General features: G+C 53.2%; 15 protein-coding genes. 6 read left to right on the top strand and 9 right to left on the bottom strand.

Annotated elements, in window-relative coordinates; all coding sequences use genetic code 11:
• Positions 1 to 91: 91 nt before the first annotated feature.
• Both GO013_RS08120 and GO013_RS08115 read right to left on the bottom strand, forming a co-directional pair.
• A complete protein-coding gene (locus GO013_RS08120; RefSeq protein WP_163809989.1) occupies positions 92 to 1,075 on the bottom strand; it encodes a 3-dehydroquinate synthase II family protein in 984 nt (327 codons plus the stop codon).
• Between the two features lie 12 nt (positions 1,076 to 1,087).
• Entirely contained in the window at positions 1,088 to 1,885 is a 798-nt protein-coding gene (locus GO013_RS08115; protein WP_163809987.1) for a 2-amino-3,7-dideoxy-D-threo-hept-6-ulosonate synthase, read from the bottom strand.
• A gap of 654 nt (positions 1,886 to 2,539) precedes the next feature.
• Here GO013_RS08115 and GO013_RS08110 point away from each other — a divergent pair.
• From GO013_RS08110 to GO013_RS08100, 3 genes are all read left to right on the top strand, one after another.
• A complete protein-coding gene (locus GO013_RS08110; RefSeq protein WP_163809984.1) occupies positions 2,540 to 3,898 on the top strand; it encodes an ammonium transporter in 1,359 nt (452 codons plus the stop codon).
• 64 nt (positions 3,899 to 3,962) lie between these two features.
• A complete protein-coding gene (locus tag GO013_RS08105; RefSeq protein ID WP_163809983.1) occupies positions 3,963 to 4,295 on the top strand; it encodes a P-II family nitrogen regulator in 333 nt (110 codons plus the stop codon).
• A 292-nt stretch (positions 4,296 to 4,587) separates the two neighbouring features.
• A complete protein-coding gene (locus GO013_RS08100; RefSeq protein ID WP_163809981.1) occupies positions 4,588 to 5,274 on the top strand; it encodes a transporter substrate-binding domain-containing protein in 687 nt (228 codons plus the stop codon).
• Between the two features lie 38 nt (positions 5,275 to 5,312).
• Here the strand turns inward: GO013_RS08100 and GO013_RS08095 are convergent, their stop codons facing one another.
• The 5 genes from GO013_RS08095 to panC form a co-directional block, all read right to left on the bottom strand.
• Positions 5,313 to 6,686, bottom strand: a complete 1,374-nt coding sequence (locus GO013_RS08095; protein ID WP_163809980.1) for an MFS transporter — start codon at positions 6,684 to 6,686, stop codon at positions 5,313 to 5,315.
• Complete coding sequence (locus GO013_RS08090) at positions 6,683 to 7,144, bottom strand: MarR family transcriptional regulator (RefSeq protein ID WP_163809978.1); 462 nt, start codon at positions 7,142 to 7,144, stop codon at positions 6,683 to 6,685. Before GO013_RS08090 ends, GO013_RS08095 begins: the two co-directional genes overlap by 4 nt.
• Positions 7,145 to 7,379: 235 nt before the next feature.
• Positions 7,380 to 8,552, bottom strand: a complete 1,173-nt coding sequence (gene metK / locus GO013_RS08085) for a methionine adenosyltransferase (RefSeq protein ID WP_163810201.1) — start codon at positions 8,550 to 8,552, stop codon at positions 7,380 to 7,382.
• Positions 8,539 to 8,964 (bottom strand): aspartate 1-decarboxylase, encoded by a 426-nt coding sequence (gene panD, locus GO013_RS08080; RefSeq protein ID WP_163809976.1) that lies wholly within the window; start codon positions 8,962 to 8,964, stop codon positions 8,539 to 8,541. The genes metK and panD overlap by 14 nt, the downstream gene beginning before the upstream one ends.
• Before the next feature lie 4 nt (positions 8,965 to 8,968).
• The gene (gene panC / locus GO013_RS08075) at positions 8,969 to 9,817 is read right to left on the bottom strand and encodes a pantoate--beta-alanine ligase (protein ID WP_163809974.1); all 849 of its coding nucleotides are present in this window, start codon (positions 9,815 to 9,817) and stop codon (positions 8,969 to 8,971) included.
• Positions 9,818 to 10,051: 234 nt separating this feature from the next.
• Here panC and GO013_RS08070 point away from each other — a divergent pair, with 234 nt between their 5' ends.
• Positions 10,052 to 12,439 (top strand): diguanylate cyclase, encoded by a 2,388-nt coding sequence (locus GO013_RS08070; protein WP_163809973.1) that lies wholly within the window; start codon positions 10,052 to 10,054, stop codon positions 12,437 to 12,439.
• Between the two features lie 78 nt (positions 12,440 to 12,517).
• Here the strand turns inward: GO013_RS08070 and GO013_RS08065 are convergent, their stop codons facing one another.
• On the bottom strand, positions 12,518 to 13,756 hold the full coding sequence (locus GO013_RS08065; protein WP_163809971.1) for a M48 family metallopeptidase: 1,239 nt from the start codon (positions 13,754 to 13,756) through the stop codon (positions 12,518 to 12,520).
• Between the two features lie 209 nt (positions 13,757 to 13,965).
• Between GO013_RS08065 and GO013_RS08060 the strand changes: the two genes are divergently transcribed.
• Positions 13,966 to 14,823: a hypothetical protein gene (locus tag GO013_RS08060; protein ID WP_239057793.1), complete on the top strand. Its 858-nt coding sequence runs from the start codon at positions 13,966 to 13,968 to the stop codon at positions 14,821 to 14,823.
• Here the strand turns inward: GO013_RS08060 and GO013_RS08055 are convergent, their stop codons facing one another.
• Positions 14,824 to 15,150, bottom strand: coding sequence for a hypothetical protein (locus tag GO013_RS08055; RefSeq protein ID WP_163809966.1), 327 nt, complete (start codon positions 15,148 to 15,150; stop codon positions 14,824 to 14,826).
• A gap of 244 nt (positions 15,151 to 15,394) precedes the next feature.
• Here GO013_RS08055 and GO013_RS08050 point away from each other — a divergent pair, with 244 nt between their 5' ends.
• Entirely contained in the window at positions 15,395 to 16,312 is a 918-nt protein-coding gene (locus GO013_RS08050) for a LysR family transcriptional regulator (RefSeq protein WP_163809964.1), read from the top strand.
• Positions 16,313 to 16,546 lie beyond the last annotated feature (234 nt).

Here is a 16,546-nt window from a genome sequence, read left to right as displayed (position 1 = left end):
AGATGAAGCTCCGGCCAGTGGGGCCGGGCGTCTGTTTCCGATTCGTTGATCCGAGCCGGTGAAGGCGGGATCATTTCCTATCGAAACAGGACTAGCCTTCCTTGATTTCTTCCGTGATGCGCATACCGAAGTGTCGGCCAGCTTCATCGGTTTTGACCATGATTTTGTCGCCAATTGCGAGATTGACCACCGAGATCGGTTCACCTGTGTCAGCCACGACCCGGATGGTTTCGGCGTTCTGGAGGAAAACTTGTCCTTCAGTGACGCCGGTGTCCGTGGTGATGGCTGCCTTGATGAGCAACATGGGGCGGACTTCTACCTTGACCCGGCCTACCGTGGAAATGGTCGTTGCTCCATCGGCCCCGACGATCAGGACCTCGTCACCGGCCTTGAGTTCATCCAGATAGGTGGTTTTGTCGCTCGGCATTTGGGTATAGGCATGGACCGCCCCCGCATTGATGCGAAATGGCCGCGCCGCCACATAGGGGTTGGATTCAGTCTCGGCATGGACCAGAAAAGAGAAGGCCGAGGAGTTGCCCACGAGCATTCCCTGTCCCTTTTTCAAGATCGAAATGGTGTCCACACAGACGCGATGGCCCAACCCGGTGGGTTCGATGGCGGTGATTTCGGCGGTTTGAAGATCCATGGTTCCCTGCGAAAGTTTGAGTTCCGAGACGATCTGTTTGAGGTCGGCCGCACCTTCCGGCAGGACGACCACGGTGTCACAGCCGCGTTCCAGAATTCCGGCGGCCAGTCTGGCCCGGTCCAGAGATTCGCATTCCAGGGCCAGAGTTTCCACCTGTGCGAGAATGTTTTCGACCGGAATGATCTCCCATCCCTTTTTGAGCACGACGTTTTGACCATCCCGGATTCCCTTGATGGCGGTCGCTTCATCGGCTTTTTCAGTCAATTCGACCACGGGCATGTCTTCGGGAGTGATGACCGTGACGCGGCCAAGAGCCTGAACGGTCTTGACCTGATCCTTTTCGACCATCACGGCGTCCACACCTGATTCCAGAGCCAACGTAACGAGATGCTTGTCAAAGGGGACTGATTTGAAAATGACGTTTTTCATGGTTTTGTACCGTTATCCGTTAAGATGCGTGAGGGCGGCTGCCACTGTTTTGTCTTCGTGAACGATCATGTTCAATGCCTCGACCAGACGTGTCGGGTTCTTGTGTTGGAAAACGTTGCGCCCGACGGACAACCCTGCGCCACCGGCCTTGATCGAGTCGTGGACCATCTGGAGGAAGTCCGTGGTGTTGTCGAGCTTCGGTCCACCTGCGATAACAACAGGAATGCAACAAGAGTCGCACACATGGGCAAAGGTGTCTATATCGCCGGTGTACGGTACCTTGACCACGTCCGCACCGAGTTCGGTTCCGACCCGGGCACAATGCGCGACCACATTCGCGTCGAATTCATTCGGGATCTTGGGACCGCGAGCGTAGACCATGGCCAGCAGCGGCATTCCCCAATTGGCGGCGTCTGAGGCCATTTTGCCAAAGTCGTTGAGCATGGCAGCCTCGGTCTCGTCACCTAAATTGCAGTGGATCGACACCGCGTCCGCACCGAGTCGAACCGCGTCTTCCACACTGGCAACCAAGGTTTTCGCATTGGGGAAGGGGGACAGGGACGTGGACGCGGACAGGTGGACGATGAGGCCGATGTCTCTGCCTTGGGCACGGTGACCGCAGCGAACCAGCCCTTTGTGTTCGATGACCGCGTTGGCTCCGCCATCAACCACTTTACCTACGGCATCACGCATGTTGACCAGACCGTCGATGGGACCGACGGTGACGCCATGATCCATGGGGATGACGATTGTCCGACCCGTATTCCGATTGAAAATTCGTTCCAGCCTGATGGCTTTACCAATGTGCATTTCGTTCTCCTTGCGGTTGTCCCTTCACAGAGCGGGCTTTCCACCGACGAGCAAAAAACAAGGGCCGCCGGCTTATGCCCGCGGCCCTTGAAGAGGTTGTATTCAGTTTGTATCCACCGTCTGGCTACAACGTACCTCTCCCAAGACCACGAGCGTGGCTATACCAATACCAAAAGGTAAAGTTGGAAAAGGATGCGTTAAAGACAGTTGTGGAATTCATGCCTTATTAGCTACACAGCGAATGGCGATCTGTCAACAAAAAGATTCCCAATGATATCAGCATTTTAAAAGAAAACAGTCAAAAATGATGACCTGCGGTCACTTTTTTTGGCTGTTTTTCGGCTGGTGTTGCACCTGGTGTGTGTTGACCTGCAATGGGTCGTCATGGAGTGAATATATATGTAATGGGTCGTGCAGGAAAAGTAGGTTTTGGGAGCATGGTGAATGTGGTTGAGGGAGCAAGTCGTGTTTTACCATTTATGTCATTTTTGAGCGAAGCTGGCTGCGTCAAATGACGAAAACGTAAAATGTGACGATAAAATTTAAAGAGGAAAAAGCTAATTTTACATAAATAGCAAGACAAATCACCTTTGGCACAGGTCTTGATAGAGGGTGCTTGGTGAGCAACGATTTTTACGAAACGAGGAGTACCCAATGTTTTTGAAAAAGACCCCGACCCATGTCACTGGACGGCTTGTGCTCGGAGCGGTTGTCATGGCCGCGATTTTTGCCCCGTCTTTTGCCCATGCGGAAGAGGTGGAATATCTCACTCAGTCAAATGCCAACATTCTGTGGACGCTGATCGCAGCGTGTCTCGTGATGTTGATGCAGGCCGGGTTCGGTTGTGTGGAGGCCGGGTTTACCCGCGCCAAGTCCGCCGGGAATATCATGATGAAAAACTTCCTGGATTTTTCCGTGGGATCGATCATCTTTTTCCTGTTCGGTTTTGCGCTCATGTTCGGCCTTGACGTTGGTGGGGTGTTCGGTTCCTCCGGGTTTGGCCTGACTGGCGTCGGTGACGGTGACATGATGTGGACCTATACCTTCTGGTTCTTCCAGTCCGTGTTTGCGGCCACTGCGGCGACGATCGTGTCTGGTGGGATGGCCGAACGAACGAAGTTTTCGAGCTATATCCTGGTCTCAATCGTGATTACCGGGGTGATTTATCCCATTTCCGGTCATTGGGCGTGGGGATCACTGTGGTTGGGCGATGATGGTGCCGGGTGGTTGGAACGGCTCGGGTTCTGTGATTTCGCTGGGTCTTCCGTGGTTCACTCCGTGGGTGGATGGATTGCCTTGGCTGGAGCTATCGTTCTTGGCCCTCGTCTCGGCAAGTATGGTGAAGACGGCTCGACCAGGGCTATTCCCGGACATAACATTCCGTTGGCTGGTCTGGGTGTTTTCCTGCTCTGGTTTGGATGGTTCGGTTTCAATGCCGGGTCCACGACCACGGCTGATAACACCATCGGACTGATTGCCATGAATACGTCACTCGCTGCCTGTGCTGGTGTGCTCGGAGCCATGGCCGTGTCCTATCTCAGATATGGAAAACCCGACATCTCCATGACCTTTAACGGTGCATTGGCCGGTCTGGTCGGTATCACGGCGGGATGCGCCACTGTTTCTCCGGTCTCATCCGTGTGTATCGGTGCGATTGCCGGTGTGCTGGTGGTCCTGTCCATCGAGTTCATCGACACGGTGCTCAAAATCGATGACCCGGTGGGGGCCACCTCTGTTCACGGTGTCTGCGGTGCCTGGGGAACCATTGCCTGCGGCCTATTCAATGTCGATGGAGGACTGTTCTTCGGCGGCGGTGTGGCACAGCTTGGCGTACAGTTGATCGGTGTCGGGACGTTCTTTGTCTGGGCCTTTGGCTGCGGGTTGCTGCTCATGATGGGCATCAAGGCCATTTTCGGACTCAGGGCCGGGAAGGCGGATGAATTGAAAGGATTGGATATCGCGGAACACGGTTCTGAATCATATAATGGATTCCAGCTTTTTTCCAACGAATAGCCAACGAGTCAATGATGAGAAAGAAGGAATCACCACATCGGATATTTTACGAGGAGAAGACGAAATGAAACTTATTATAGCCTATATCAGACCTGAAAGATTGAATGTCGTGAAGCAGGCACTGTACGCCCGGGAAGTCTATTCCCTGTCTGTCACCAATATCCTTGGATCGGGCCGACAGAAAGGGTTCACCGAGACCTATCGCGGGGTGCAGATGGAAGTGAATCTGTTGAAAAAAGTCCGTCTGGAGATCGGGGTGAATGACGATTTTGAAGTTTCGACCATTGAGGCGATTCAGTCAGCCGGACAGACCGGCAACGAGGGCGATGGTGTGATTTTTGTGCAGGAGCTGTCCAAGGCCTTGCGCATTCGAACAGGGGAGGACGGTATCTTGTAAAGAGAGAGGCACTTTGAATGGCCGGGAGAAGGTGCTCCCTGACTCCCGGTTCTCTTGAGGGAGAGAACAAAGGCCATACCTCCACCCCCACCCCTTCGGCCTGTCTTGGTTCATGACATCTTTCCTGTCGTGCCCCGGACAGGCCGATTCTTTTGGAATTAATCCGCGTAAAGCATCGTATGATACTCAAATGGCAGCGTCACCGATGTTTGACATATCGCGAATGTTCCCGCATACTTAATATATGTATAGAGCTGTAGTTTACAGGGTTTTTCTATATTGCATTTTGTGTATGCTGATTACTGCCTGTCCGGTTTGGGCAGAAGACGTTGTGGTGGCGTATGATGAATACCCTCCATTGAACTATACGGAAAACGGAGAGGCGCGCGGGGACGTTATCGACCGTGTGCGTGAGGCTGGTCGTCGTTTGGGAGTGACGCCGATTTTCGTCAAGCAACCATTTGTTCGTGCTATTCAGGAAGTGGCATTTCGGGGTGTCGATGGCATTTTGAGTGTCGTGAAGACTGAGGAACGAGAAAAATATCTTCATTATCCGACTTTGGCACATTTTTTTGATGGACCGGCCTTGTTTGCCCATGTGAACAGCGGTGTCTGTGTGTCATCTTTGGCAGAGACCAAAGGGTTGAATATCGGAGTGATCCGAGGGTATCGGTACGGTGAAGGTGTTCTGGATTCCGTGGCTGGGAATATTCATTTTGTCAAGGATGGAGAGACCTTATACAAGATGCTTGTGGAGCGTCGGTTTGATCTTGGTTTGGGATATAGGCAATTAGGGACGTATTATCTGGATCGGTTGCCAGGAGGGAAGCAGGTCAAAATCGTCTTGCCCTTTCCTCAACTGCCCATGTATTTTGTGTTTGCCAAAAAGCTCGGGAGCAGAGGCAAGGAGCTTGCCGAACGATTTTCAGTGGAAATGCAGCGAATTCAAGAAGAACGGGATACGCGGCCGAGCCGATGAGAAAAAACCGCCGCCATCAGTTGATGGCGGCGGTTTTTTTATTGATGCTTGAGTTTGGCCCGGGCTGATAACACGATGCCAAGGACGTTGAAACTCGTCAGGACAATAAAGGAAAGATGCATGGCCTTGATGAACAGGGGAGCACTTTCCGTATGCAGGTCGGAGGGACCGACCATGCTGGCCAGAACTGCGCTGATGAAGACCAGACTGATGGTCATGCCGGTGGTCCGCATTCCGGCAACCATGGCCGAGGCGATACCGTAATGTTCCTTTTCAACAGCACCCATGATGACCGCCGTGTTGGCCGTCGCAAAAATGGCACTGCCTGATCCGCAGAGTCCGAGGATGGCGAGAATATGCCACAATGTCGCTTGATCTCCCACGAAAATGGCTGCGCCTAGTCCTGCTGTCGCAAGAAGCATTCCTACGGTTGCGATATGATGTGCTGCCCATCGTTGACATAATTTTCCACTGATCGGCGAGAAGAGCGTCTGCATGAGGGGCTGGGCCATGAGGATGGTTCCGGCCTGGCCTGGCGTCATGCCTTGGGCAATCTGAAGATAAAGCGAAAGCAGAAATGTCACCCCAAAGGTCGAGGCATAGCTGATGAACTGGACCATGCTCCCCAAAGCAAATGAGTGATTGGTCTGAATGAGCGTCATGTCCAGCAGGGGTGCCTTGACATGCTTTTCCCAGAGCACGAAGGCAATGAGGGCGATGATCCCCACGGATAGCATTATTTTGCCTGCGGTCGTGTCAAAAAGTGAACCACCTTGGGAAAGCATGACCATGCCGATGGCAATGAGGATCGCGCCACCCCAGTCAAACGGAGGGCAGGGGGTGCGTTTCGGTTTGACCGGGAGCGCGAAAATTGTGACGACGAGGCAGAGAAAACACGGAATGGCACTGATGTAGAATATGGCTCGCCAGCCCATGGCTGAAGCGATAATGCCACCGAGCCATGGCCCGGCGGAAAGGCCGACATAGATACCTGCCGAGGCAATGCCCAGGGCCATGGACCGTTTTTGGCCGGTGAAAAGATCAGCAAGAATGGCCAGCCCTGTGGTGACCATCATTGCGCCGCCAGCCCCTTGAAAGACGCGGAGCAGGATGAATTGCTCGATAGATTCGGACAGGGGCAGGATCAGACTGATGGTGGTGAATACGGCCATGCCCATGGCAAAGATGAATCCGCGTCCCGTCATGTCGGCCAATCGGGTCACAGGGAACAATAGCATGGTCACTGCCGCGATATATCCTGATTCGACCAATCCGAGTTGTGCGGCGGTTGCGCCGAATTCCTTGCCAAGTGACGGGACAGCCACGGCAACGGATGAAAGCATGAACACCAACGAAAATTGGGTAATGGTAATGGCCCAAAGTCCTGCGGTGCGTTCTTTTTCCGAAATCATGTATTTTTCACTTCCTTGAGTTTGCTGTGAACATTGTCATAAATGCGGTCAAGCATTGTGCGTGCCTGGACCCTTTCCGCGTGGGAAAATCCGTTGAACATGACGTGGTTGTGGGTGTCGAGCAGTGGGATCAGGACAGTGTACAACTCTTTGGCCTTTTCTGTGGGATAGACCAGTTTCTGTCGCCGATTGTTTGGATTTCCCTTTCGTATGACCAATTCCGAAGCCTCCATGTTTTTCAACATGCGGGCTGTTGCGGCTGGACACACGCTAATGAGTGTCGAGAGGGTTTCTTGGGTTTGCCCTTCTTTTTCCACGGTGGAGATGATGTAGGGGATTTGTCCGGAACACAGACCGTGTTTTTCAAGCCAGGCATCAAGAAGACAACTGTTGAGTCGGGAAAGACGACTGATTCTATACCCCAGACTTGTGCTGCGGCGTGTGTCGTGATCGGTCATGTGAACCTTTTGTTGACATGTTAATTGTTCTCGTGAGAAATGGTTTTTAGGGGACAATTGTTGCAATGTCAACAATTGTGTGGAGCGGGGGCTTGATTTTGTATGAGATGGTGGTCGAGGAAAAAGGCTGGCAGGAATGAAGTGGGTCAAATCATGACGCACAGTGACACGTATCGCTAAAAAAAAGCCCGGTCCGACAGTGTCGGACCGGGCGTGTATCTGATGTGTTTTGTCCTTAGATCTTGCAGGCAGTGCGGAGATCGTCAACAGCGTCGGTCTGTTCCCAGGTGAATTCAGGCAACTCGCGGCCAAAGTGACCGTAGTTGGTGGATTTTTGGAAAATGGGACGGCGCAGGTTCAGGCGTTCCAGAATGTAATAGGGACGCATGTCAAAGACTTCGGTGACGGCCTTGGTCAACTGTTCGTCGGAAACCTGGCCGGTGCCGCGTGAGGACACGACTACGGAAACGGGATCAGCGACGCCGATGGCGTAGGCGATCTGGACTTCGCATTGGGCGGCCAGACCGGAAGCGACCACGTTCTTGGCGACGTACCGAGCCATGTAGGCACCGGAGCGGTCCACCTTGGACGGGTCTTTACCAGAGAATGCGCCACCACCGTGACCACCGGCTCCACCATAGGTGTCGTTGATGATCTTGCGTCCAGTCAGGCCGCAGTCACCAACTGGGCCACCAATGACGAAACGGCCTGTGGGATTGATATATGTCTTGAGATTTTCGTCGATGAGCGATTCAGGGAGGGTCTTCATGATGACCTCTTCCTTGATGGCGGCCTGAAGATCGGCCAATTCGATGCCCTCGGCGTGCTGAGAGGAGACCACGACGTTGTCGATGCGCACGGGTTTGCCGTTGTCGAACTCAACGCAGACCTGGGTTTTCCCGTCCGGGCGCAGATAGTCGATGATGCCTTGTTTGCGAACGTCGGTCAGGCGTTTGGACAGCTGATGTGCGTAGTAGATGGGGGTCGGCATCAGGGTCGGGGTTTCGTTGGTGGCATAGCCAAACATCATGCCCTGGTCACCCGCTCCCTGTTCTTCAGGCTTTGCGCGGTCAACGCCCTGGGCGATATCCGGGGACTGCTTATCAACCGCAGAGATGACAGCGCAGGTCTGCCAGTCGAATCCCATGGTGTCGGCGGAGTTGTATCCGATGTCCTTGATGGTGGCACGGACGATCTCGGGGAAATCTGCATATGCGGTGGTGGATATCTCACCAGCAATGAAGGCCATGCCGGTTGTCACCAATGTTTCGCAGGCAACGCGGGCCATGGAATCCTGGCCGATAATGGCGTCCAGAATGGCGTCGGAAATCTGGTCGGCGACTTTGTCGGGGTGCCCTTCAGTCACGGATTCGGAAGTGAACAGGTACTTGCCTTCAATCTGCATCAGAGTCCTCCTTTAAGGATACTGCTGTAAGAAGCGTCGATGAATTCGGGGTGAGATCGCACTCGAGAATTTCGTCGATGCCGTTGTTTTCATCAGCTATGATAACGCGTGGTTTGCGGGTTTTCATTTCGTCTTCATCCAACCAAATGTAGGATGCGATGATGACCCGTTGGCCGACTTTTCCCTTATGGGCGGCTGCTCCGTTGAGACAAATCTCACCGGGACCGCCGGAAATGGCGTAGGTGGTCAACCGTTCGCCGTTGTTGACGTTGTACACATCAATCTGTTCATAGGGGAGAATGCCGACTTCCTGCATCAGGATGGGATCGATGGACAGGCTGCCTCTATATTCCAGATTGGCACACGTAATGGTGGCACCATGGATCTTGGCACTCAAAAAACATCGTTGAGCCATTCGATCATACCTCTATCAAAATGTTGTCTATGAGTCGGGCCTTGCCAAGGTGGATAGCCACTGCGGCCAGGACCGGGGAGGTGATGGTCGTGACGGGTTCAATGGAATCCGGTGTGACCAGTTCTATATAATCCACGGTCCCCATGGGCAGCGTGGAAGCATATTCGTTGGTGAGAAATTCCGTCGCCTTGTGGCCGTCGCGTTCGCCTTCACGGATTTTTTCGGCGAGGCGAAGCAGTCCCTGGCGGATGGCTGGGGCAGCGGCTCTTTCCGATTCGGTCAGGTACGCATTGCGGGAGCTGAGAGCCAGTCCGTCGGCTTCACGGACAATGGGATGTCCGATGATTTCGACTGGAATATTCAGGTCGCGGACCATGCGTCGGAGAATGGCCAGTTGTTGCCAGTCCTTTTGTCCGAAAACAGCGGTGGTGGGCTGAACGAGCTGGAACAATTTGGTGACGACCGTGCAGACACCACGGAAATGAACGGGCCGTGATGCGCCGCATAAATGGGTGCCGAGGCTCGGCACGGTGACCCATGTGGCATGGTCCGGGGCATACATGGCATCCGGTGCCGGAGCAAAAATCAGGTCTGCGCCATGGGCCTTGGCCTTGGCACAATCCCCGTCGAAATCGCTGGGGTAGTTGCCGAGGTCCTCGTTTTCGCCAAACTGTGTCGGGTTGACGAACAGGGTGACAACCAGCTTGTCGCAGGAGGCCCGGGCCATGTCGATCAGTGAAAGGTGCCCGTCGTGCAGGAACCCCATTGTCGGCACCAGACCAATGGTCAGTCCCTGGTTTCGCCATGACAGGCAGTGCTTTTGCAATTCTATTGGATCGGTGAATATTTTCATTGCTCTCTCGAAGTATGATGAACACCTGACAGATTTGCGGGGTGGCGTCAAACAAAATGTTTATATCAAGATGTATTGATATAGTTGAATCAGCCGCCAAGTCGAGCGGGGAGTCTTGGGCGGCAGCGGTTTGCGTAGATTTGGGGCGTGTGCCTGTCAATATCGATCAGCCCATGAGGGTGGGGGCAACTTAATGTTTGAGAAAAAAACGGTCACGTTGTAGTCTCCCGTATTATGAGGACAAAAAAAGATATCTTTGCGGATGGGACCATTTCGTTCACCCCTCAGGAGTTGATCGATTTCGAGCATACCATCAAGGATTGTATCGCTGAATTCCTTCCTTTTACTTCCTACAGCCTGTTTTTCCCCCGCGAGGAAGCCACGACCATTCCCGAACCGGAATATCGGGCCGAGGACAAGGAACTGATTCTGCCGTTGGTGTTTCAGGGCAAGATGCTGTGCTTTTTTATTGCCAAGGGCGTTCGGCTCACGGCTCCGGCCACGGCTCCCAAATACATCATGGCCCTTGCCGGGTCTGTGTTGGAGAAACTCGCCCTGTACAAGAAGGCGATCACGGACCCGTTGACCGGTCTGTATTCGCGAAATTTCTTTTTTGGAGAACTGGAACAGGCCATAGAGCAGGTTCAGGGATGTCTGGCTGCCGGCAGTTGCCGGAGTGGGGTTGAGTCCCGAACGACAGATCTTTCCTTTTCCGGGACCTTTGGTGTCCTTTTTCTTGATTTGGATACCTTTCAGCCGGTGAACGAACGGTATGGGTATTTGAAGGGCGATGATATCCTTGCGGAAATCGGCCATTTGCTCCATATGGTGTGCCCCAAATATACGACTGTCTCCCGTTTTGCCAACGACAAGTTCGCCATTTTGGTGCCGGATGCCAAGCCGCGTGCGTGTTTCCAGCTTTCCGAAGTCATCCGGTCCGGTATCAGCAAGTTGTCTTTCATTGATGAGATGACCCGCGATACCCTTCGCGTGACCGGCAGTCTCGGCTACGTGTGTTACCCGCAGGGGCTTGAAGGGGCGCAATTTCGGCGAACCGGATCGGAGCAGGCGCGGATGATCGTGCGCAAGGCTCGTGAAGGCATGGCTGTTGCCAAGGCTCAAGGTCGGAACCGGGTGTTTGGCTATGCTGACATCCTGGCTCGGGGTGGACGTATCCTTGAAGTGTTGCCCATGAACAGACTCATGGTTTCTCTGGGCGAAGCAGCAGGGGCCAAGGTCGGCCAACGGTTTCTCGTGCGTGCTCCCAAGGGTGGACAGACAGTGGTTCCATCGCCTTTCAAGGGAGAGATTGTTCTGGTTGAGGTTCGGGATGATGTGGCATTTGCCGAAATTTTACATCTTGGCGATGCGGCGTGGACGATTGAAGAGTCTGATCGACTCAAATTGATAGAGGGCGAGGAAAGCCTGTTCACAGATATGGAGGACGTCAAGGACGAGCGTATGCCAAATACGGATGCAGCCACCAAACTTTACCGATATTCAGATTTTGTTTCCTGGTTTTCCGAGGCTCGATTGACGCCTGAAACCTTTGGATTAATCCTTATTCGCATTCTCGATCAACCCGACGAACAGACAGACGGGTATCAGGACGGCATGGATCAGATGGCCATGAATGTGGCCAGACTGGCTCAGGGGGCGTTCGGCGAGACGGCAACCGGCGGCCGATATGGCCTGAATGGTATGATCTTTTTTCAAGAGGGAATCGCCCGGGAGACCCTGCTTGAACGGTGTCTCGAAATAGAGAAACAGGCTGAGGACGGCTTGGGAATCAAGATTTCCATCGGTGCCAGTCATTATCCTTTCTTGAATTTCGACAGGGCTGACATTCTTGAAAATTCCCGCAAGGCTCTGGAACATGCGCTCTTGTTGCCCGAACCGCACGTGGCCGTTTTTGATTCGATTTCCATGAATCTGTCGGCGGATCGAAAATTCATGGACGGCGATATTTACGGGGCGATTGAGGAATTCAAACAAGCCCTGTTGGCTGACGAGAACAATTTGCTTGCCCGGAATTCCCTTGGCATTTGTTATGGCCAACTTGGTCGTTTTGAAGAGGCCCGTCACGAATTCGAGAGTGTGGTGTCGCTGGACAAGAACGACGTGCTCGCCCTGTACAATCTCGGGTGGGCCAACCATCGTCTTGGCGACCTCAAACGTGCGGCAACCTCGTATCATCAGTGTCTCAAGGCGGAACCGGGACATGTCTATTCCTTGGTGCGGCTCGGTTCGATCGAGGAAAAGGGTGGGCGTTTGGACGCAGCGACCGCGTTGTACAAGAAGGCCATTGTGCAGCCGGGCGGTGAACGCATGGTGTATCGCTCGTTGGCTCGTGTTTCCTACAAGTTGGGAGAGGTTGAGGGGACTCGCGAATATCTGCATCTTGCCCTGAAGGCGGATCATAATGACCATCAGGCCATGCACATGCTCGCCAAGCTTTATCTCGATCAGGGAGAAGATCCACAGATTGCCGAGGTCCTGGCTCGACAATCTGCTGCGTTGTCCCCGGGAAGCGATGCCTATTGGGAGACGCTTGTGGAAACGCTTGAAGCGCAAGGCAAGGCAGAGGAGGCCGCCAAGGTTGCGGCTCGTGCTGCGGGCTAAAAGCCTCTCAGTTTTTTTGGACGAAAAGACGGCGCGTCATGGAAGTCCCATGGCGCGCCGTTTTTTGTGGAGTACTTTCTATGGCCGAAGCGAGTGCAACGCCTTGATTCGGTCAATGACCGGCGGGTGACTGTATTCAAGCCAGACCGTGAACGGGTGTGGGGTCAGATTGGACAGGTTGGTGGCCGAGAGCTTTTTCAGGGCTGAAATCAGGCTGTCCGGGTGTCCCGTACTTGACGCGGCAAAGGCGTCCGCCTGGTATTCGTGCGTCCGTGACATCCGATTTGAGATCACGGCCATGACCAGGGATATCGGCGTGTAGAGCAACATGAAAAAGACCAATCCGGCATAGATGGATGGCTGTTTAATGCCAAAGGCGTCAAAAAGTGGGTGCGAATCGAGAAACAGGGACATGAGAAAGAAGACGGCCCCGGTTTTGACGATGCCGGTGAAGAGGCGTTTTTTGATATGCCCCAATTGGGCGTGTCCGACTTCATGGGCCAGGACAGCCACGATTTCATCGGTGGTCATTTCCTTGATAAGTGTATCAAAGAGGGCAATGCGTCGCCGTTTGCCGAATCCCGTGAAAAACGCATTACTTTTGGTAGAGCGTTTGGAACCGTCTATGACAAAGATGCCAGTCAGTTCGAATCCCGCAGACTCAGCATACGCTTCCAGTGCGGACCGGAGTTCTCCCGCTTTCAGCGGAGTGAAGGTATTGAACAGGGGGAGAATCCAGGTCGGGGCCACATAGGTGAGTCCGAGTGAGAACAGGACCGCGAATCCCCAACAATACAGCCAGCCGTAACTTCCGGTTTTTTGGAAAAAGAGAAGAATCGCGGCCACCAGCACACCACCAATCACACCGGTCAGGATCAGCCCTTTTAGTCGGTCCATCACGAATGTGCCCAATGAGGTGGTATTGAAGCCGAATGTTTTTTCGAGCACGAAAGTGTGGTATGTTTCAAAGGGGAGATTCAGGATGCCGCTGGCCAGGGCAAGGGCACCGATATACACGAGACCCGTGGACAATGCGGAGAGATCAAGCGCACGGACCGCCTGATCCAGCAGGTGGAATCCTCCGCCCCAGATGAAGAGCAGCACAATGGCTGTGGTGTATGTGTCGTTCCAGGAGGCAAAGCGCATTGAGGCCCGGGTATACGCTTGTGATTGGCGGTATTTTTCCGCGTCAAAAACATCACTGAATTCTTCGGGCAGAGAAGGCGTTAACGCCCGTGTGTTCATGGTATTGGAAAGAATGCCGAGCAGCCATGCCACGATGAGAGACGCCACGATAATAACGAGATAACTGTTCACAAGTAACTCCGAAAGGCTTCTTGATACGATATATAATGGAAGAGGCTAGCGTGGGCGTATACGGTGCGTCAACTCCTTGAGGAGGCACGCTGCGGTAAAAAAAAGAAGGTCGCATCGGCCTTGCTTGATAAAATGTGGAGCGTGTAGTACTTTCAGTAAGAATCTCAGTGTATTTGATAGAGAAATCGATGTTTTTTTCAGGGGTGAAGATGACTGCCAAGGAAATTCGGGAAGACATTGCCCGTGCCCGTGCATACGCCAAGAAAAGTGATTATTTACGGACTCTTCGCTGTTTGGCAAATGCGATACGAGGACTGATGACCCGTCAGGTCTTTGGGGCGGAAAAGTTCGAGATTCATGCCCATTTGGATGAGGCTCTGCGTGATCTGAACAAGATGAAGATGATGCAAAAGCTTTTCCCCAAAGGACTGAAGTATGAAAAAGGCAAGGAGAAAGCCTTTTATCAGACGTTGATGCGGCTTCATAAGAAGCTTGGGGAAGCCATGGAAAAGGCCCGTGTGGCCAAGATTCGGAAACGATTGAGCGTCTTGGATGACAATCTCATCAAGGCCGCCAATCTGGCTCAGTCCGGCCATCAGCTTGAAGCGCGCAAATTGTATTCGAAGATTTCCGAATATTTTCAGGATATCGACGGTATCAATTCTGATATCGGCAACAGGATGGCGATGTCCGGCATGTTCTCCGAGGCCGTGCCGTATCTGCTCAAGGCCCTGGAGACACAGAACAACGACGCCCGTGCCCACAACGCCTTGATCCTGAGTTATGAAGGAATGCACGAGACCATGAAGGCCATTGCCGCCACCAAGGACGCCATGCGTTGGCTCGGGCCGAGTGAAAGTCTGTATTTGAGGCTGGCCAAATTGCATCTTGCCCAACGCGAATGGGGAGATGTCTACAACAATGCCAAATCGGCATTGGATCGAAATCCACTCAACGCTGAAGCGGCGAAGCTCATGAAGATGGCCGAGCCAAAAATATTCAGTTCCACCAAACAGTCCGGTGGCAAAGGTCGAACCGCCAAGAAGGTCCACACCCTCAATTTCTGATTACGGTTGGCTGTCCAGCCGTTTTTTTGCGGGCACCCGCACCAGTGTGCCATCTTCCATTGCGATATGCAGACCCGCATCCCTGTCTATCCCTATCCCGACAATACGTTGTGTGCCGCGATATACCTCGTCTATCCGGCCATCCAAACGCACCGCGAATATTCGTCCTGATTGCGTTCCGACATACACGATCCGTTCATGATCCACAGCCAGTGCCGTCGCGGTTTCGTCCACCGTTGCATACAGGACGGTCTTCCCGCCAAATGTCGAACAGAATATCTCACCTGTTTGAGCGCAGGCCGTATACACGGTGTGTTTCTTATCCATCACCATGTCCATCGGAGACGCTCCATTTGGACATATGCGTACCGCTGTGTCCCCGGTGGTCTGATTTGCCGATCCGATCCCCGCACTGAGTAGAACTATCATTATTCCCCACAAAAGACGCCGTTCAAATTTTGAATTCCTGTGCATTGGATGCTCCCTTCAGTTTGTTTCAACGATAAAAAAGGAGCTATCAATATGTCCAATATATATTTACACCACGATTGATATGTTGTAGCTCTTAATCATGGAACTCAGACAACTCAGGTATTTTATCGCAGTGGCAGAGGAATTGCATTTTGGTCGGGCCGCCGAGCGGTGTCACATTGCGCAGCCCCCGCTTTCTCAGCAGATAAAGCGGCTCGAAGAGGAGCTGGGGGTCATGCTCCTTGAGCGGACCAGTCGCAAGGTGTCTTTGACCGATGAAGGAAGCATGTTTTTGGCCATTGCCCGCGATACCCTTGCGACCCTCGAAGGGGGAATCGAGAAAATGCACATGATGGCCGACGGGCTTATCGGCAAGTTACGTGTCGGATTTCTCAGTTCCGGTCTGCACACAGATTTTTTCAAGGGAGTGACTGCGTTTCGTAAGAAATATCCCGGTATCATGTTGGATATCAGAGAGATGCAGTCCTCTGACCAGAACAACGCCTTGCGGGCCGGCGATCTCGATGTCGGGTTTTCTCATTATTGTTACGCCAATCATTACCATCTCAAGGCCAAGACGTTCATGGCGGATCGGTATTTCCTTGCGGTTCATTCCGACCATCCTCTGGCAACCAAATCCCTCGCGGGATACAAGGATATCGACAAGGAACCGTTCATCATGTTTTCCCGAGAGCATTATCCCGATGCGTATGATCGGGCGATCGGCCGATATTACAAATATGGTGTGCAGCCCCGCATTGTCCAAGAAGCCAAAACGCATCAGACCAAGCTTTCACTCATTGCCGCAGGCATGGGAATCGGATTTGTCCCGGAACGGATGCGCGCGGTGCTTCCCCATGGCGTTCGGATGGTCCCTTTCGATTTTCAGGGCGAAGTTCACAATACCCCCCTCAAACTCGTGTGGCGCAAAAACGACAAATCCCCAGCTCTCAAGTGTTTTTTGGAGGTCCTTTTCGAGTTTTGCAGCGAGTCCGACGAGGATGAAAATCCCATATGAGTCGGGGGCGGTTGAACTGGTTGGAAGTGTAAGGTTGGGGAGGGAGTGCCTACCGGCGGTCTCCTTCGGAGAGACCAGGACGCTGTCCTGGACCTGCCAAAGGCCGAGGGCCTTTGGAATCCCATGTCGCCTCTCGGCGAGGGGTGCCCGATGACGTGAGGTCAGGGCATGGAATGTCCGCGACAAAAAAGCGCGGGAGACTTTCTTTTATTGGAAAGCTCTCCCGCGCTTTTT

It is taken from the genome of Pseudodesulfovibrio sp. JC047, assembly GCF_010468615.1.
GTDB lineage: Bacteria > Desulfobacterota > Desulfovibrionia > Desulfovibrionales > Desulfovibrionaceae > Pseudodesulfovibrio.
The sequence above is the reverse complement of the archived record's forward strand: the minus strand, read 5'-3'. Positions and strand labels throughout refer to the sequence as shown.